The organism is Mesorhizobium zhangyense, assembly GCF_011045115.1.
In the GTDB taxonomy this organism is placed as follows: domain Bacteria; phylum Pseudomonadota; class Alphaproteobacteria; order Rhizobiales; family Rhizobiaceae; genus Mesorhizobium_M; species Mesorhizobium_M zhangyense.
In genome coordinates, this window is the sequence record NZ_JAAKZG010000010.1 from 188,141 (window position 1) to 205,142 (window position 17,002).

Genomic DNA, 17,002 nt, shown 5'->3' on the forward strand with positions numbered 1-17,002 from the left:
TCACAGCCCAAAAATCCGAAACGAAGAACGGCCAGACAATTCGCGCACCGCCCCAAAGCTTTCCAGCCGTTCGAACAGCCGCATTGCGGCCCAGCGCGACAATCTTGTGCCGGGCGCCGAGGCCGGCACGGCGTCCTCTTCGAGCAATTTTGCGATGACGGTGTCAGCTCCCTTCGTCCTCACCTTCGGCGTCACGGCGACAAGGATGTCGGCGCGTCGAGCGATTTCTCCCGCTGACCGCAGCGCCGAATTTGTCGCCTCGACTAGGGTAAGACAAACAGCGCGTTGGAAAGAAGATTCACCCGGTCGCACCCGACCTGTGCCCCCAGGCGTCCGAAAGGCTGAACCGAACCGCACCGTCATCAGCAGCGGCACGGTCTTTTTCCACTGCAGCCTTTCGGCGAGCAAAACATCGGCGAGCGCCCAGGCCAGAATTTCGGCGTCGGGGCGTTCGGTGTAAATGGCGGATACAAACTCGGCGACGGCAAAGGGCACGGCGCGCCCAGATTTTTGCTGCACGCCGACAGCGTGATCGAGGGCAGCGGCCAGGCGGTCGTCCCAGGCTATTCCGAACAGCGCGGCGATCTCAGCCGCAACCGTCACCGACAGAACAGGTTTTTTAACGGCCAGTTTTTGGAAGGCCCGGCAAAAATTACCGGCGGGACCGGGATCGTTGCCAAGCGCGGTGAGCAGAACGGCATCGCGCAGGGCGGCTTCGTCTTCGCCCCGGCCCATCAGGCGAACAGCCGCCGCGGCGCAGGAAAGCGCCTGGCGGGCGCGAAAGCAACCGGCCCAGGCGGGGTTGGTGCGCAAAAAATCGTCGAGCGCTTTCAAAGCAATGCCAGCGGCGAAGGCTGCATCCGCCTCGCTCGGCGCGCGACCACGCGGCAAAGCCCATGCGGGGAGATGCGCGGCAGGTGAATCGGGTCGGACAGTGGGCGAATCCATGCCGGTTAGCCTACAGTGCCCGTGCAGTTTATGCCATCGCTTTCACATTAAACCGCACAGGGTGTCGCTCACTTAAAACGAACGATAATGTTGCCTTATTAGCCTCTTATGACCCTACCGCTAACGACCTCTCCCTCAATCAGATTACCGACAAACTCTCAGCAGATTTCGAGAGCGTCTCATAAAACTGAGAATATGTCGTTGTCGAACGGTACGCTGATTTCTGCCGACGCCACCCGTTTCCCCGTTACGGGCCAAGGAGGTTGCAGATGGCGCTCGCAATGATTCCGACCGGACATTTTCGACGAACCTATGCTGCTGACTGGAGGCATTTTGCGGGTGAGCGGGCCGCCAGAATCTCGATGTGTTGCAATTCCTCACCCTTGCTGCCGGCGTCCGTAGCAGAATGTTCGAGCACGAGCGCGTCCAGAGGTTTTCGGTAGGCTCGCTACAGCGCCAAGCCGTATTTCCGCGCAAATGATCGATATACGCCGTCATATGTGTGAGCCTTTCTTTGACCTGAGGAGAAGGCGTATACGTGCCAGGAATGGGCAAGATGCGCTGGCAAGCCCACCTGTTGATGCATCGCTGTCGCAAAGCAGCCGGGACTTCGATTTGCAGAAATAATTATCGGGTTTCGTCACTATGCTTCTCTGGATGGAATGAATCGTCCAATTGGCGATGCGGATTTTCTTCCATAATTTTCCTAGGCAACCGCCGTTTCGCTCGGGCCATTTTGCTTTCTGAGCAGTGCCATCAACGCAGGACCGACGGTAAAATTCCCGTTCCTTGCTTTTTCAGTCAGGCTACGCAGATAACCGCCAGGGTTTGATATTTTTCCGGCACGTTGCAGCATTGCTGCCGTGATGATGGCTGTATCGACAGGCCCCATCGCTTGATTGGCGTGGTTCCATGCATCGAGCGTTACGCCAAGGGCGGAGCGGACAAGGTTTGCCGTTTCGATGAGATCGCCCCAGCGAGAAATGCCATTCCTGGCGTAGTCGGCAATGTCGGGGCAGGCTTTCAGCACAAGGTTGAGCGGATAGTTGGTTGTTATTTGGATTTCGGGTTCAGCCGTTGGCTCGGTGATTGTTTCCGCCTGCGTGTTTTGGCGAGATTCAACTTCATCTGGATTCGGATTTGAATAGTGTATGTGCCGCTCAAAATGGGACTCATTGGCGCTTGGTTTTTTCGATTTTACGTGTGTTTCCAGAATCTTGCGCAGTTTTACGGCCAAAGCAGCCAGGCCCTCTTCGCAAGGTTCCAACGCGAGGAGCGTGGCTGTTCTGGGCAGCCGACCGATGATTGCCTGATATTCGATTTGTAGCCGGTTCCAATCGGCGGCGACGCCACCATCACGGCCGAACGAGAGCATTTTCGCGATGTCGCGACGGCTGAGTGTGATCCGCTCGCGGCAAAGCTGGAGAGCACGCCTTTCGGCACGTATTTCGTTTGCAAGACGCACGAATTCTGCGACACGCGCGACCAAGGGTATGAGGTCGAAGCCAAAGGCCTGCTCGATGGAACCGCCCTGCCCCTTTCGTGCATAGCGCTTGCCATTCGGGCTGTCGCGACGGATGAGAAGCCCGCGTTCGACTAGCACCGCCAGATGTCTGCGTAACGTGGCTGGCGCCATTCCATGGGCACGCAAGGCCAATTGTGCGTTTGACGGAAAAACGATGAGGTCGTCGCCGCCGCAAAGGTCGGTTTCTGGGTGAAACGACAACAGAGCATTGAGAACGACGAGCGAACGGTCGGTCACGCCGATCGCTGCTTTGGCCTCGCATATGGTTCGGAACGCCTGCCACTTGTTGATGGTGGTGTCTGGTGGGCATTCATTGGCTGTAACCTGTCCTGCCACCATGGCAAACGACAGCGCTCGCCGCCCAAAGGGCGTCGACGAGAGTACTACTCCCATTTTTCTCTCACCTTTTTTCAGGCAAAAGAAATCTGCTCGCCAAAACGACGCCAATGACTCTTGACAGTGATTCGCGGATTTGCGATTCTCAGCTTGCTACAGACTTGAGAAGGGCTTCCGTGACGGCAACGTTCGGGGGCCTTTTTCTTTTGCGGTTTAGTCTCCTGTTTTGGTCTTTTCGGTTTGCCTGAAGGCCTGATACAGCCCCTCCAGGTTCTGCGAAATCCAGTCGCCAAAGCGCGTGCCATCCTTGTCCTTCAAGGCGAGCGTGAACGCCTTTCCGGTGGTTTTCATCGTTACGCTGAGGGATTTGTCGGCGGGCACCCATGACGTGGTGCTTGCCTGGGCTTTGTCCTGATGGAGGGCGGCTCCATTCTTCAGTTCTTCCGATGGAAGAAAATCGAAAAGGCTGTTGAACCGTTCATCCGAATCCGATTCGCCGAATTCAGTCCGTGCAACATAGGCAACGGCCCTGGCTGCATTTCCGTGAATGCGGAATTTGAGCGAGAGATCGTACCAACGGTCGCGGCCAATGCCGCGTGCTGCTCCAACGGCTTCGATGATCGCCACCGGAATTTGCTTGGTCACCGAAGCCATCTTCGACACGACGGTCTTGTTTACCGACAGCGCGGTCATGATTATCTGGTTGTCGAAGCCGCTTTCGGCGAGCTTTGCCGCAAATATCGCACGCTCGATGAAGGAGAGATCGGCGCGTGCGCTGTTTTCCTGGCCCTGGGCGACGACATGCTCGCGATCGGTGAGGGGTTTGACCACCGCCCGCACCGGTCTGCCCAGCAGCCTTGCCGCCTTGACGCGGCGATGACCAAAAACGATCTGATAGCGGTTCTCTGACGTTGGATGCGGCCGCACGAGGATCGGGGAGTCCTGCCCCCGCTCCTTGATTGCCTCGACCAGCTCGTCTAGGCGCGCATCGTCCTGCTCCATGCGATCGAGCACGAATGAGCTGTCCATCTGATCGGGATCCAGCTCGATGACGCTTTCGCCGGCGAGCAGCTTCCGTTCGATTTCTTGCGCTGCTTCGACCTTGGTTGCCATTTCATCGGCGGCTCGGCTCATCATGCCAAAGGCGCCCCTGCCACTGCGCGGCGACGGGATAGGAGCGGTGGGGGCGTCGGGGTTTACTGCCGTAAACTCGTCCTCTTCGAGGAGGCCCGCCAGAAGGCCTTTACGTGACATCTCGAAGTCCTCCTGTCAGAGTTTTTCCGCGAAACATCGTCATACCCTCCCCCAAGCCTGATGGATCAGGTCGGTAACTTCGCCGTTGACTGAGTGCAACGCTTCCATTGCCCGGTCATAGGTCGACCGGGTCAGCTGGTTTCGTTCAACCTCGTAAAGCGTCTGCTTGGTGATGCCGGCATCCGAAATGGCTGTGCTTTTCACCATTTCGTTCTTCAAGACATAGTCGCCAAACAGCGCCCGCATGAAATGCACCATCTGCGCCTGAGGACCGTCGCCAGGCTCAAAGCGCGTGACAAGATAGCGGAACCAATCGAGGTTCATGTTGCCGCCACCGCGCTTGATGGGGTTGAGGATCTCTCCGAGCATCAGCAGGAACTGGCACATCGACATCACATCGAGCATTTGTGGATGCACGGTGATAAGAACTGCCGTTGCCGAGGAAAGCGCCGTCAGCGTCAGGTAGCCGAGTTGCGGTGGGCAATCGAGCACGATCACATCATAGCGGTCCTGCACTTCGGAAAGTGCAGTATCGAGGCGGGTGAAAAAGACCCGGCCGATATCGCGTGTTCCCTTTTCGGCAAGAACCAGCGGCGTGTCGTACTCGAACTCCTGCAGGTCGAGGGCAGCGGGTACGATGTCCAGTCCCGGGAAATTGGTAGGCTTGATGAGCGCCGAAAGCGGTTTGCGCCCGTCGTCATAGCGGAGTGCCTCATAGAGGCTTTCATCCTGGTCGATTTCCGGCCGGAAGCCATGGAGTGCCGATAGCGAGGCCTGCGGATCGAGATCGATGGCCAGCACACGATGCCCGGTGAGGGCGAGATGCTGGCAAAGATGCGCGGTCGTCGTTGTCTTGCCCGAACCGCCCTTGAAGTTCACCACGGCAACGATCTGAAGATGCTCTTCGCCGCGCCGGTGCGGAACGTAATTTTTCACCTCGGAGCGGCCGTTCTTGTCGAGCCAGTGACGCATCTCCTGCATCTGCTCCGCAGTATAGGAGCGGCGGCCCGTCGGCGTGACGGCAGGCTGGGGACCTTTACCCTCCAGCGAGAGGTTCTTGAGGTGACCGGAACTGATACCGAGATAGCTCGCGACTTCGGCAAGCTGGAAGGGCCGTAAGGTCTTCTGGGCATTGGGCGGAAAGCTATCCAGCCGGTGCTTTTGCAATCGCTTGGACAACTCGCTACCCTGTTTCAGGATGAGCTGGTCGAAGTCTGACAGCGCGTTGTTGAAGCCGGGTGCGATATTCATGGGCGCCTTTTCCAAAATGCGAATTTTCAAATCATCCGCAAAGAAAGCGCATTTTGTCCCGATTCGGATATGGGAGCAAGGAATTTAGGGTTAACAAAAGGTTAACGCCGATTCAATGCTGCGGGTTTACTGCCGTAAACTTCGTCGACGGGTTATTTTAATACAGGTTCTGCAGTGAAGGAATCTCTCGCCGCCGCAGAGTAGCGCATTCCGATTCGGGTGAGAAGCAACGCAATAGTGTGTGCCGTCGCTCCTGTGTCTTGATCGAAAGCTGGTCGCTGATAGCTGTAACCGTGCGCGAGCAGGCACCGGCTCTGATATACAAGATTGGAATTGCGGCGAGGCTCGCGATGTCAGGCATCGAATGAACATAAAGAACACGCTAGTTCTCGGACATGCATTCCTCCTTGCGGAGACGGGGTCCGCATGGAGCCTTCGAATTTCCTGGAGGGTCACAGGTCGGTGCGCCAACCTCGCTCAGCCAGGTTCCCGCATGAAGGCGCCCTTCCTTCCGTGAATGCCGTTAGACACGCGGCGTTAAGAAGGGGCTTGCCGTACGCCGAAAGCGTCGTACAATGTTTCGTAACGTTCTGTGGCTATGATTTTCATGCGTTCCGCACTCGTCATAGGCCTGACCCCGAGATGGTCAAAACTGCTTGTTTCTTTCGCCAAACAAGCGATCAATGCGGCCCCGCAGCAAGTCAACGTAAGAACCATATAGCTTGACTAACGAAGCTAGGCTATTGTACTTTCAATGGCTTACCAGTTCACCCCTTTGTCTCTTGAAAGGCTTCTGGTCCCGGTTACGCGGGCCGGCGAGGCGTTGACGAGGCTCGACGAGCGTCTTGCCCGGTCCCCGGTTCGAGAAGGCTGGATCGGCCGCATGCACTTTCATGACGCGGTCGCAGCATTGTGGGTTCAAGGCGAACTGGTCCATATCGAGGATCTTGTCCTGCATGATGCCCGCATGGATATCCGTGCGCCCACGCATGAGCTTACGCGCGCACATTCAATGCTGCGCACCCGCCGCAAGATACTCGCCAACAAGCCGGACTGGGCGCTCAGTAGAGATGGAATGCGCCAACTTGCCGGGAGCGGGGCCATGGAGGAGGAACCCGACGACGTTGTCACCCTGGGAGGGGAGGGGACCCCCGGTGCAGGGCCCCTTGACGGCTTTGATGACGATGAGCCCTCAAACCGCCTTGCGGGGGAATTTGCCACGATCGATGCCGTGCTGGAGCGGTCAAGCGCTGTCCTTGACGGGCTTGAGACGAAGTCCAGATCGCTCTCGGCGCCGGAGCGCGATTCCCTGATATATGATCGCGACTGGAACGAGGGAGAAAGACTTTCCGAATGGAACACGGTCGTCGCGCAAACCGAAGGCCTGCCGGCCGTGCTGCGCGCGGCCATTCTCAGCGACGCCTGGAGCGAGATCGAAGTTTTGCAGCATGCATCCTGGCTCGGCCCATTGTTCGTCGCGGCGCTTTTGCGGCAGACGGCCATCACCACAAACCATCTCGCTTGCCTCAACATCGGACTGCGAAACATCCCGATAGAGCGCCGCCGTTCACGCGACAGGACCACACGATTGCTGGCGTTTCTCGATGCCATTCATCAATCAGCCCTCGCCGGCCTCAAGGAACATGATCGCCTGATGCTGGCGCGCGAACAGATGGAGCGGCGTTTGAAAAATCGCCGGTCGAGTTCCAATCTGCCCCGCTTGATTGAAATGGTGCTGGCGCGGCCGCTGGTTTCGACGACGATGATCCAGTCGGAACTCAAACTGACGCGGCAAGGCGTGCTGAATCTGGTCGGCGAGCTCAATCTGCGCGAGATAACGGGCCGCAAGCGGTTTCAGGCGTGGGGCGTGGTCTGAGGAACCAGCCGGTCTGTCTAAGGCACCTTGTTCCTCAGGATGTCAGGACGTCCAGCCCGATGTCGAGTACCGGCGCGCTGTGGGTCAGCCAACCGATGGAGATGAGATCGACGCCAGTTGCCGCGATAGCCGGGGCTGTTGCGGGCGTCACGCGGCCGGAAGCCTCGGTGATGACGCGTCCGCCGACCATCGTCACGGCGCGTCGCAGATCCTCGGTAGACATGTTGTCCAGCAGCACTGCATCGACGCCCACGGTAAGTGCGATCTCAAGCTGGTCGAGCGTGTCTATCTCGACCTCGATCTTCACCATGTGGCCGGCATAGGCCCGCGCGCGTTCAATGGCGGTGCGGATATCGCCGGCGATGGCGATATGGTTGTCCTTGATGAGCACTGCGTCATCAAGCCCGAACCGGTGGTTGGAGCCGCCGCCCGCGCGCACCGCGTATTTCTCGACGGCTCTCAGGCCGGGCGTCGTCTTGCGGGTGCAGACGATTTTCGCCTTGTGTCCTTGCACTGCCGTCACGACTGAATGGGTCGCAGTGGCGATACCGCTCAAATGACAGAGAAAGTTGAGAGCGGTTCGCTCGGCAATCAAAAGGCTACGCGCAGAACCACTAACTTCGGCAATGACATCGCCGGCCACGATCGCGCTGCCGTCGGGCTGTTTGATTTCCATTTCGATTGCTGGATCGATCAGGCGGAACGCGAGTGCTGCAAGATCAAGCCCGGCTACAACACCCGGCTGGCGCGCGGAGAAAATCATCCGCCCGTGCTGGTCTGCGGGAACGATCGCATCCGTGGTGACATCGCCGGCCCGGCCGAGATCCTCGAGCAGGGCGGTTCGCACCAACGGTTCGAGCATGACGGCTGGAAGTGGGGGAAGGTTCATCGATCAGGCACTCCGGGCCAGTTGCATCGGAAATTCGTCCGTCAGTTTGTTTGCGAAATCGATCGCTTCATCGAGGCTGATGAATGACCGCCGTGCGACGGCGGCCTTTTGTGGAAAATCCGTCCGGCAATGCGCGCCACGGCTCTCTTGACGCTGCATGGCACTGACGGCAGCCATCAATCCGACCACGGCCGGATCGGAGGCTGCATCCTGGTTCGACGCCAGTGGGAGGAGGGCGGCGATCGCATCGCGCAGTTCGTCATCACAGCGCTCGACGCCGAGGGCGCGAGAAACAATCGGACGCACGGAAGATGGGTCGGGTCGTGGTGGTATGCGCGCGGGCATCGATGGCCGGCAGGAGTAGGTTGCCGTTTCAGCCACGCTCGTAGCGACCCAACCGGCCGTGACCACCGCTTCGGTCAGCGAATTGCTGGCGAGGCGGTTGGCGCCATGCAATCCCGTTGCGGCGACTTCGCCGCATGCCCAGAGGCCGGCGACAGAACTGCGGCCGGCTTCGTCGACGGCGATGCCGCCCATATGATAATGCGCTGCGGGCCGCACCGGAATTGGCTCTAATGCCGGATCCAGTCCTGCCTCGTGGCAGAAGCCCGCTATTGCCGGGAAGCGGGCAGCAAAATTTGCGCCGGGCTTTTCGCGTGCATCCAGAAAGACGCGGTGGCCCTTGGCGAGATGGCGGAAGACCCCGCGCGCCACCGCATCGCGTGTCGCCAATTCGCCGCCCGGCAAATCTTTGAGGAAGCGGAAGCCATTTTCATCGATCAGAATTGCGCCTTCGCCGCGCACCGCCTCGCTGATGAGCCGCATCGGCCGGGCTAGGCCATCGAGCGCGGTCGGATGAAACTGGACGAACTCGAGATCAGAGAGCACCGCACCTGCGCACGCAGCAAGCGCCAGCCCTTGGCCGAAAGAGCCGAGTGGATTGGTGGTGTCATGAAACAACCCGCCGATGCCGCCGGTGGCAAGAACCACCCTTCCCGTCAAAAGCGTCACGTCGCCAGATGCTCCGGCGGCGAGCACGCCGGCGATCGCGTTGTCGTCGATCAACAGTCGCCGCGCTTCCATCCCTTCGAGAACCGTGATCGACGGTGTGCGACGGACGGCGGCAGCAAGCGCGCGAACCAGTTCCGAGCCGGTGGCATCGCCTGCCGCATGAACAATGCGGCGGCGTGAATGGGCGGCCTCAAGACCGAGCCGCATCGTCCCGGATGGCGTTCGGTCGAAGGCGACGCCAAGGCGCTCAAGCGCTTCGATCGCTGCAGGTGCCGCCTCGACAATTCGCTTCGTTGTTGCTGCGTCGCAGAGCCCGTCGCCGGCGGCCAGTGTATCGGCAAGGTGGAGTGCGGGGCTGTCGTCGGCGCCGAGGCTTGCCGCCAACCCGCCCTGGGCGAGCACGCTGGATGCCTCCGCGCCGAGAGGCGCCTTGGTGAGCAGTACGACCGGCTCGGGCGCCAGTGCCAGCGCCGTCATCATGCCGGCAATGCCGCCACCGATGACAATCGGCCGGCCGGAAAGATCGTGAGCGTCCGTGATCATACCGCCAGCATGCGCTCGACGGCGAGCCGCGCACGAACTGCTACACTGGCATCGATCGTCACGGCGTAACGATTTTTTTCCAGCGCAGTGCGGATGTTGCTGAGCGTGATGCGCTTCATATGCGGGCACAGATTGCAGGGGCGGATGAAATCGACATCTGAATGGTCGACGGCGACATTGTCGCTCATCGAGCACTCGGTCATCAGCACGACCCGCGCCGGTTTTTTCTGCCCGACATAATCTGACATGGCCGCGGTGGAGCCGGCAAAGTCGGCTTCCGCGACAACCTCCGGCGGGCACTCGGGATGGGCGAGCACGGTGATGCCGGGATGAGCCTCGCGCAGCTCGCGGATGTCGGCCGGCGTAAAGCGCTCATGCACTTCGCAATGGCCCTTCCAGGCGATGATCTCGACGTCCGTCTGGGCGGCGATGTTCTGCGCCAGATATTCGTCGGGCAGCATGAGCACGCGCGGCACACCGAGCGATTCTACGACGGCTTTCGCATTTCCGGACGTGCAGCATATGTCGGATTCGGCCTTCACCGCAGCCGAGGTGTTGACATAGGTGACGACCGGCACGCCGGGATAGCGCTGGCGCAGCAGGCGAATGTCCTCGGGCGTGATCGAGTCGGCCAGCGAGCAACCAGCCGCCATGTCGGGGATCAGCACCGTCTTGCCCGGATTGAGGAGCTTGGCCGTCTCGGCCATGAAATGCACGCCGGCAAGAACGATCACGTCGGCCTCGACCGTCATGGCTTTGCGGGCCAGAGCCAGACTGTCGCCGACAATGTCGGCGACGCAGTGGAAGATTTCCGGCGTCTGATAGTTATGCGCCAGGATAACGGCATTGCGTTCGCGCTTGAGCGCAAGGATGGCATCTATGTCGTCCGAAAAGACCGGCCATTCGATTGGCGGGATGACCCGCTGAACCCGGTCGTAGAGCGAGGCTGAGGTAAGCGACATGCCGGACATTTTCCAACCCTATTATGCTCGAAGTGAGTATAAGATAGGCATATGCTTACCTTGAGCATAAGGATTGTCAAGCCCGTGAAAGAGGCAATTTTGTTCCTGCGACGGTTTGTTCCGCCAGCACGGCGTGACGAAAGCGGAACAGCTTGGCCGGACGCCCGCCAGTGTCGGAGGTCGTCTCGCCCGTCTCCTCGACAAGGTCCTGCTGTTCGATGAGGCGGCGGAAGTTCTGCTTGTGAACGAGCAGTCCGGCCAGCGCCTCGACGGCGCGTTGCAATTGCAGCAACGTGAACACCGGCGGCATCAGTTCGAACACGACCGGACGGTATTTGATCTTGGTGCGCAGCCGGGCAATGCCGGTTGCGAGAATGCGCCTGTGGTCGGCGATCATCGACCGGCCGGCGATGAGTTGCGCGTTGCTGCTTTTGCGTCCGCGCAGCGCTTCCTCGACGAGAGCGGCCTCAAACAGTAGCTCGTAGCGCTGCAGAACGAATTCCTCGTTCCAGCCGCGATCGTCCAGGCCGAAGGCAATGCTCGCGCGCTGCCAGCGGTCGCGGCGCGTTTCCATATCGTCCGCCTCGTCGGCCCAGAGCCGGAGGCGGGGCGCCAGAACTTCGGAGAGGATTGATGGCGGCCCGGCGCGATGGTCTTCCCAGGGAAAATAATCGTACCAGCTGCGCCAGCCGGATTTTTTCGAACTGTCCGCCTGGTCCTCTCGGGTCAGGCCGAGATAGCTGATCGAGATGACGCGCTGCGTGCGCTCGCCGCCGGTCCGGTCGCGGTCGGCAAAAGTATAGAGCTGCTCGATATAGCCGAGCGGATGGCCGGTCTGCTGTTCGACCCAGTCCCGCAGTCCCGATTGCAGCGAGCGGTGGCTGAGTTCGAACGGACCCGAGGGCAGGGCGCTGGCCTGCTGGATGGTCAGAACCGAAGGCTGGCCATTCGTGACGGCGACCAGAACGGCGATAAGGTCGGCGGCGATGGCGTGACGCTCGTGGGGTCTTTCGGTCTCTTTCATCGCCTGGCTGTCTTGTCCCGTCCTGATCTCCCAAACGCGGCTCCAGATTCGCACTGGTGGGCCGCCATGTTCGTATCCTTGGCAGTTTTTGACCCGCGCACCTACAAAAATCTGCCCGGGAATCATTACCCACAAATGACGATGGGGAAGGACGCATCGGCTGCTAGGACGAAGCGGTAAACGGGCTCGCGTCCGAACCTCTCGATCAGGCGAGCTGACGATAGCGGTCGAAGACGTAACGTTTTGCGCTGCGAACGCAGTCTTCGAGGGGTTCGCCAAGCGCCAGATGCGCGGCGATCGCGCTGGCGAGCATGCAGCCGGTCCCACGCATTTCTCCGGCCAGGCGAAGTGCGTCGAAGCGGATCTGGTTTTCACTGGGGCACAGCAGGATATCGGTTGAATTTGGCCCCGAGGAATGACCGCCCTTGATCAGGACGCCTTGCGAACCTGCATTGAGCAGCAAGCGGCCTTGATTGACGGCTTCCCCCTCATCTTTCGCCTGCGGCGTGCCGGCGAGAATGGCAAGCTCGGGCAAGTTCGGCGTGACGAGCCGGCAAAGCGGCATGAGGTCGGTTTTCATGGTGTCTATGGCTTCTTGCGCCAGAAGCAGACGTCCGGAGGAGGAAGCCAGAACAGGATCGAGAACCACCGGGACGGATGGGTGCTCCAACAATACGGAGGCGACGGCTTCGACGGTTCCCATCATGCCGAGCATTCCCACCTTGATTGCAGCGATTGTGTTGGACACCAGCGCGGCGCGCATCTGCGCAGCCACGAGATCGGGGGCAATGTATTCGATGTGGTCGACCGAGTGATGCATCTGGACGGTCACGGCGGTAACCGCAAGGCAGGTACGCAACCCGACCGCAGAAACCGCTTCAATATCGCGCGCGATGCCGGCGCCGCCTGAGGAATCGGAGCCGGCGACGATCAGGACATGCGGATCGCCTTTCAGCGCCATCGCGCGGTCGCCGCGATCCATTCGCGGGTGCGCGCCTCGGGATCAGAATTGCGCGTAATGTCGGTGACGACCGCGGCACTATCGGCGTCGTGAGCGAACGCCCCATCGATTCTCTCAATATTCAGGCCGCCGATAGCGACGAGTGGAAGGTCCCCAACGCGGGTCCTCCACTCGGCGATGCGGTCGAGCCCCTGCGGCGCCCATTTCATGGCTTTCAGGATCGTCGGATAGATCGGGCCGAGCGCGATATAGTCCGGGGCGGCGGCCAGCGCTGTTTCGAGTTCGATATTATCATGCGTACTCAGGCCGAGCCTGATGCCCGCTCGCCTGATAGCCGCAAGGTTGGCGGTGGCTAGATCTTCCTGCCCGAGATGGACGAAATCGCAGCCTTCCTCGATCGCCAATTGCCAGTAGTCGTTGACGATGAGCTGGCAGTCGTGTTTTGCGCAGATGGTCCTGGCCGCGCGGACTTCGAGCCGCACGGCAGGCTCTTCCATGTCCTTTATGCGGAGCTGGACGAGTTTTACGCCGAGCGGCACCAGCCGCTCGATCCAGCTGGCGCTGTCGACGATGAGATAGAAAGGATCGAGCTTCACGAAAACACTGCCTTGCCAATGAGGGGGGTCGAAGGAACGGCCATGTCGCGCGGTTCGAGCATGCCGGCGAGGAATGCCGCGCGACCGGCCTCGATCGCCTTGGCGAAAGCGGTTGCCATGCCGATGGGATCGCCTGCCTTGGCCACAGCCGTATTGAGAAGCACGGCGTCGAAACCGAGCTCCATGACGGCTGCCGCGTGAGATGGCCGGCCGATTCCGGCGTCGACGATGAGCGGCGTATCGGGAAAGTGACCGCGCAGGCTGCGCAAGGCCTCGACATTTTGTGGCCCGCGCGCCGAGCCGATAGGCGCGCACCATGGCATCAGGATTTTGCAGCCTGCTTCAAGCAGGCGCTCTGCTACTACGAGATCGTCCGTGGTGTAGGGAAATACTTGGAAGCCATCAGCGGCAAGGATACGCGCGGCTTCGACCAGGCCAAAAACGTCCGGCTGCAGCGTGTCGTGATTGCCGATCACCTCAAGCTTGATCCAGTTGGTTGAAAAGACCTCGCGTGCCATTTTTGCGGTGGTGACGGCCTCCTTGACCGAATGGCAGCCGGCGGTGTTGGGCAGCACGCGCACGCCGAGCGACTGGATCAGCGACCAGAATTTTTCGCCCGTCCTGCCGCCTGCTGCTTCGCGCCGCAGTGAGACGGTGACGATTTCGGTCCGTGAGGCTTTGACTGCGTCGCCCAGTATCGCGGGCGAGGGGTAAAGCGCCGTGCCAAGCAGCAGGCGAGACGATATTTCGGTTCCGTAAAGGGACAGCATCGCTCAGCCTCCTTTCATAGGCGAAAGGATTTCTATGTGGTCGCCATCCGCCAGCCGGCAAAGTTGTCGTTCCGCTACCGGAACGACTTCGCCGTTACGGGCCGTCGCCAGCCAGTTCCCCGCGTAGTCGAGTTCAGCCATCAGTGCTGCCAGAGTGTCGGCTGCCACCTCCTGCACCTCGCCATTAATGACAAGCTTCATGGTTGTGCTCCGTTGTCGTGTTTTGGCTAAAGGCCAGGTTGGCGGCTTGCCGCGCCATGGCCGGTGCCAGCAGGAAGCCATGGCGATAAAGCCCGTTGATCTGGATGACGTCACCGTTGCGCGTCACGCGCGGCAGATTGTCGGGAAAGGCCGGGCGGATGCCGACTCCGCTCTCAACGATTTCCGCTTCCGCAAAAGCGGAATGGACGGTGTAGGCGGCATTCAACAGCTCCATCATCGAGCGCGCGGTGATTGCGCCGGCGGCGTCGCTTTCGATCATCGTCGCGCCAACCATGAAGCGGTGATCCGCGCGCGGAACGACATAGACGGGAAAGCGCGGATGCAGCAGCCTGATGGGACGTGACAGCGAAACGTCCGGCGTGTGAAGGATGAGCATCTCACCGCGTACCCCGCGAAGTTGCATATCGGCCTTGGCCCTTGCCATTCCCGTGCAGTCGATGGTGACGTCGAAACGCTTCGTCCACCCAGGTTCGGTTTCGACGAAAGACACGCCTTTTCGCTCCAGCCTGTCGCGAAGTGCCGTGAGTGCCGCGCGCGGGTCGAGATGTGCTTCACGGACAAAATGCAGCGCCAGGCGAAAACGACCGCCAAGATCGGGCTCCAGCGTGCCGATCTCTTCGTCGCCCAAAGTCTGGAAGCCGTTCGTGCGGGAGGCGAAGCGTGCCAATTCGCTGGTATCGCGGCCCGCAGCCACAACCAGCGTGCCGGCACGGGTGACATGGCCCGGCAAAACTGTTTCCCACCAGTCGGCGGCATCGAGGCCGAGATCCTGGACGATCTGCTCTGCACTCTCACGCTCGCAGTCGGGCGCCAGCATGCCACCGGCGAACCATGACGCGGTGCGCGTCATGTCCCGACACGGGTCGGCGACGGTAACGATCGCTCCCCGCGTTGCGAGTTCGTAGGCGGCGGTGAGGCCGGCGACGCCGGCCCCTTTGACCAGCGCTTTCATGGCACCAGCGCCGTCTCGACGGCGGGCTTTTCGACCTCATCGACAGGCATGTAGAGATCACCGCCCTGGCGATACTTCGCTGCCATCGCCGCCATACCTTCCTTCTGCGCTTCAGCGCGGATGTCATGCGAGATGCGCATCGAACAGAATTTCGGCCCGCACATCGAGCAGAAATGCGCGACCTTGTGCGCCTCCTTGGGCAGCGTCTGGTCGTGGAAGGACCGCGCCGTCTCTGGATCGAGCGAGAGATTGAACTGGTCCTCCCAGCGGAACTCGAAACGCGCCCGCGACAAAGCATCGTCGCGGATCTTTGCCGCCGGATGCCCCTTGGCAAGATCGGCAGCGTGGGCTGCGATCTTGTAGGTGATGACGCCTGTCTTGACGTCGTCGCGATCGGGGAGGCCGAGATGTTCCTTCGGCGTGACATAGCAGAGCATCGCCGTGCCGAACCAGCCGATCATGGCCGCACCGATGCCGGAGGTGATGTGATCATAGCCGGGCGCGATGTCTGTGGTGAGTGGCCCAAGCGTATAAAAAGGCGCCTCGCCGCAGACGGCAAGCTGCTTGTCCATGTTCTCCTTGATCTTGTGCATCGGCACGTGGCCGGGGCCTTCGATCATCACCTGGCAATCCTTGGCCCAGGCGATCTGGGTCAGTTCGCCAAGCGTCTCCAGTTCGGCGAATTGCGCGGCATCGTTGGCGTCGGCGATGGAGCCGGGGCGCAGGCCGTCGCCGAGTGAGAAGGCAACGTCATAGGCTCGGCAGATGTCGCAGATTTCCTCGAAATGCTCGTAGAGGAAGCTTTCCCTGTGGTGGTGAAGGCACCATTTGGCCATGATCGACCCGCCGCGGCTGACGATGCCGGTGACGCGATTGACGGTCAGTGGAATGTAGGGCAGCCGCACGCCGGCATGGATGGTGAAATAGTCGACACCCTGTTCGGCCTGCTCGATCAGCGTGTCGCGGTAGACCTCCCAGGTCAGGTCCTCGGCGATACCGCTCACTTTCTCCAGCGCCTGATAGAGCGGCACGGTGCCGATCGGCACGGGCGAATTGCGGATGATCCATTCGCGGATGTTGTGGATGTTCCGGCCGGTGGACAGGTCCATCACCGTGTCGGCGCCCCAGCGGATCGCCCACACCATCTTTTCGACCTCCTCGGCCATGGACGAGGTCACCGCCGAGTTACCGATATTGGCGTTGATCTTGACCAGGAAATTGCGGCCGATGATCATCGGCTCGCTTTCCGGGTGATTGATGTTGGAAGGAATGATCGCCCTACCGCGTGCAACCTCGTCGCGCACGAACTCCGGTGTGACATAGTCGGGGATAGCCGCGCCGAAACTTTCGCCGTCGCGCTCCAGAGCCGCATACGCCCTCTCGCGTCCGAGATTCTCGCGAATGGCAACGAACTCCATTTCGGGAGTGATGATCCCGGCGCGTGCATAGGCAAGTTGCGTGACGGCCCTGCCGCCCTCAGCCTTCAAGGGCTGGTTGCGCACCGGAAACTCCGGCGTCAGCCGATTGCCGGAGACAAAGCCGTTGTCTTCCGGCTTGATGACACGGCCCTCGTAGCGCTCGACATCGCCACGCGCGACGATCCAGCCTTCGCGAAGGCGCTCAAGCCCTCCTTCGATATCGGTTTTGACGTTAGCGTCGGTGTAGGGGCCGGAAGGATCATAGACCGTTACGGGTGGCTCGCCTGCACTCGGATGCACCGAAATCTCGCGCAGCGGCACGCGCAGTTCGGGATGGATGATTCCTGGTTTGTGGATTTTTCGCGAAGCCGGCAGTTCGCCAACGGTCACGGTTGGGGTCAAGGCATTCATATGGACCTCCTTTGCTTGGTCGCATTGGAGACCCAGTCCTATGCCGAAAGGAG

General features: G+C 60.5%; 15 protein-coding genes. 1 reads left to right on the forward strand and 14 read right to left on the reverse strand.

The features are described 5' to 3' along the window. From G6N74_RS21640 to repA, 4 genes are all read right to left on the reverse strand, one after another. Positions 1-948, reverse strand: a complete 948-nt coding sequence (locus G6N74_RS21640; protein WP_165120077.1) for a DUF1403 family protein — start codon at positions 946-948, stop codon at positions 1-3. Between the two features lie 706 nt (positions 949-1,654). Then, on the reverse strand, positions 1,655-2,866 hold the full coding sequence (gene repC / locus G6N74_RS21645) for a plasmid replication protein RepC (protein ID WP_165120078.1): 1,212 nt from the start codon (positions 2,864-2,866) through the stop codon (positions 1,655-1,657). Positions 2,867-3,022: 156 nt separating this feature from the next. Next, complete coding sequence (gene repB / locus G6N74_RS21650) at positions 3,023-4,063, reverse strand: plasmid partitioning protein RepB (RefSeq protein WP_165120079.1); 1,041 nt, start codon at positions 4,061-4,063, stop codon at positions 3,023-3,025. A gap of 39 nt (positions 4,064-4,102) precedes the next feature. Further along, positions 4,103-5,314 (reverse strand): plasmid partitioning protein RepA, encoded by a 1,212-nt coding sequence (gene repA, locus G6N74_RS21655; RefSeq protein WP_165120080.1) that lies wholly within the window; start codon positions 5,312-5,314, stop codon positions 4,103-4,105. A gap of 754 nt (positions 5,315-6,068) precedes the next feature. Here repA and G6N74_RS21660 point away from each other — a divergent pair. After that, entirely contained in the window at positions 6,069-7,190 is a 1,122-nt protein-coding gene (locus tag G6N74_RS21660) for an RHE_PE00001 family protein (RefSeq protein ID WP_165120081.1), read from the forward strand. 34 nt (positions 7,191-7,224) lie between these two features. On the opposite strand, the gene nadC is transcribed toward G6N74_RS21660, so the two are convergent. From nadC to thiC, 10 genes are all read right to left on the reverse strand, one after another. Continuing rightward, positions 7,225-8,079, reverse strand: coding sequence for a carboxylating nicotinate-nucleotide diphosphorylase (gene nadC / locus G6N74_RS21665; RefSeq protein WP_165120082.1), 855 nt, complete (start codon positions 8,077-8,079; stop codon positions 7,225-7,227). 3 nt (positions 8,080-8,082) lie between these two features. Continuing rightward, on the reverse strand, positions 8,083-9,633 hold the full coding sequence (locus G6N74_RS21670; protein WP_165120083.1) for an L-aspartate oxidase: 1,551 nt from the start codon (positions 9,631-9,633) through the stop codon (positions 8,083-8,085). Continuing rightward, entirely contained in the window at positions 9,630-10,604 is a 975-nt protein-coding gene (gene nadA, locus G6N74_RS21675) for a quinolinate synthase NadA (RefSeq protein ID WP_165120084.1), read from the reverse strand. The genes G6N74_RS21670 and nadA overlap by 4 nt, the downstream gene beginning before the upstream one ends. A gap of 67 nt (positions 10,605-10,671) precedes the next feature. Further along, positions 10,672-11,619, reverse strand: coding sequence for an NUDIX hydrolase (locus G6N74_RS21680; RefSeq protein ID WP_165120085.1), 948 nt, complete (start codon positions 11,617-11,619; stop codon positions 10,672-10,674). A 205-nt stretch (positions 11,620-11,824) separates the two neighbouring features. After that, positions 11,825-12,601 carry a hydroxymethylpyrimidine/phosphomethylpyrimidine kinase gene (locus tag G6N74_RS21685; protein WP_246245858.1) on the reverse strand — a complete coding sequence of 259 codons (777 nt, stop codon included), beginning with the start codon at positions 12,599-12,601 and terminating at the stop codon, positions 11,825-11,827. Further along, positions 12,571-13,176, reverse strand: coding sequence for a thiamine phosphate synthase (locus G6N74_RS21690; RefSeq protein ID WP_165120086.1), 606 nt, complete (start codon positions 13,174-13,176; stop codon positions 12,571-12,573). The genes G6N74_RS21685 and G6N74_RS21690 overlap by 31 nt, the downstream gene beginning before the upstream one ends. Next, positions 13,173-13,946 carry a thiazole synthase gene (locus G6N74_RS21695; RefSeq protein ID WP_165120087.1) on the reverse strand — a complete coding sequence of 258 codons (774 nt, stop codon included), beginning with the start codon at positions 13,944-13,946 and terminating at the stop codon, positions 13,173-13,175. Before G6N74_RS21695 ends, G6N74_RS21690 begins: the two co-directional genes overlap by 4 nt. Before the next feature lie 3 nt (positions 13,947-13,949). After that, a complete protein-coding gene (gene thiS, locus G6N74_RS21700) occupies positions 13,950-14,147 on the reverse strand; it encodes a sulfur carrier protein ThiS (RefSeq protein WP_165120088.1) in 198 nt (65 codons plus the stop codon). Continuing rightward, positions 14,131-15,120 carry a glycine oxidase ThiO gene (thiO, locus tag G6N74_RS21705; RefSeq protein WP_165120089.1) on the reverse strand — a complete coding sequence of 330 codons (990 nt, stop codon included), beginning with the start codon at positions 15,118-15,120 and terminating at the stop codon, positions 14,131-14,133. Before thiO ends, thiS begins: the two co-directional genes overlap by 17 nt. Then, entirely contained in the window at positions 15,117-16,949 is a 1,833-nt protein-coding gene (gene thiC, locus G6N74_RS21710) for a phosphomethylpyrimidine synthase ThiC (RefSeq protein ID WP_165120090.1), read from the reverse strand. Before thiC ends, thiO begins: the two co-directional genes overlap by 4 nt. Between the last annotated feature and the right edge of the window lie 53 nt (positions 16,950-17,002).

What these genes read in the sequence shown, in the direction of transcription:
- repA (WP_165120080.1), bottom strand. Translation starts at nt 5,314, where the DNA reads ATGAATATCGCACCCGGCTTCAACAACGCGCTGTCAGACTTCGACCAG.
- thiS (WP_165120088.1), bottom strand. Translation starts at nt 14,147, where the DNA reads ATGAAGCTTGTCATTAATGGCGAGGTGCAGGAGGTGGCAGCCGACACT.
- G6N74_RS21680 (WP_165120085.1), bottom strand. Translation starts at nt 11,619, where the DNA reads ATGAAAGAGACCGAAAGACCCCACGAGCGTCACGCCATCGCCGCCGAC.
- thiO (WP_165120089.1), bottom strand. Translation starts at nt 15,120, where the DNA reads ATGAAAGCGCTGGTCAAAGGGGCCGGCGTCGCCGGCCTCACCGCCGCC.
- repB (WP_165120079.1), bottom strand. Translation starts at nt 4,063, where the DNA reads ATGTCACGTAAAGGCCTTCTGGCGGGCCTCCTCGAAGAGGACGAGTTT.
- G6N74_RS21695 (WP_165120087.1), bottom strand. Translation starts at nt 13,946, where the DNA reads ATGCTGTCCCTTTACGGAACCGAAATATCGTCTCGCCTGCTGCTTGGC.
- G6N74_RS21640 (WP_165120077.1), bottom strand. Translation starts at nt 948, where the DNA reads ATGGATTCGCCCACTGTCCGACCCGATTCACCTGCCGCGCATCTCCCC.
- nadC (WP_165120082.1), bottom strand. Translation starts at nt 8,079, where the DNA reads ATGAACCTTCCCCCACTTCCAGCCGTCATGCTCGAACCGTTGGTGCGA.
- thiC (WP_165120090.1), bottom strand. Translation starts at nt 16,949, where the DNA reads ATGAATGCCTTGACCCCAACCGTGACCGTTGGCGAACTGCCGGCTTCG.
- nadA (WP_165120084.1), bottom strand. Translation starts at nt 10,604, where the DNA reads ATGTCCGGCATGTCGCTTACCTCAGCCTCGCTCTACGACCGGGTTCAG.
- G6N74_RS21670 (WP_165120083.1), bottom strand. Translation starts at nt 9,633, where the DNA reads ATGATCACGGACGCTCACGATCTTTCCGGCCGGCCGATTGTCATCGGT.
- repC (WP_165120078.1), bottom strand. Translation starts at nt 2,866, where the DNA reads ATGGGAGTAGTACTCTCGTCGACGCCCTTTGGGCGGCGAGCGCTGTCG.
- G6N74_RS21660 (WP_165120081.1), top strand. Translation starts at nt 6,069, where the DNA reads ATGGCTTACCAGTTCACCCCTTTGTCTCTTGAAAGGCTTCTGGTCCCG.
- G6N74_RS21685 (WP_246245858.1), bottom strand. Translation starts at nt 12,601, where the DNA reads ATGGATCGCGGCGACCGCGCGATGGCGCTGAAAGGCGATCCGCATGTC.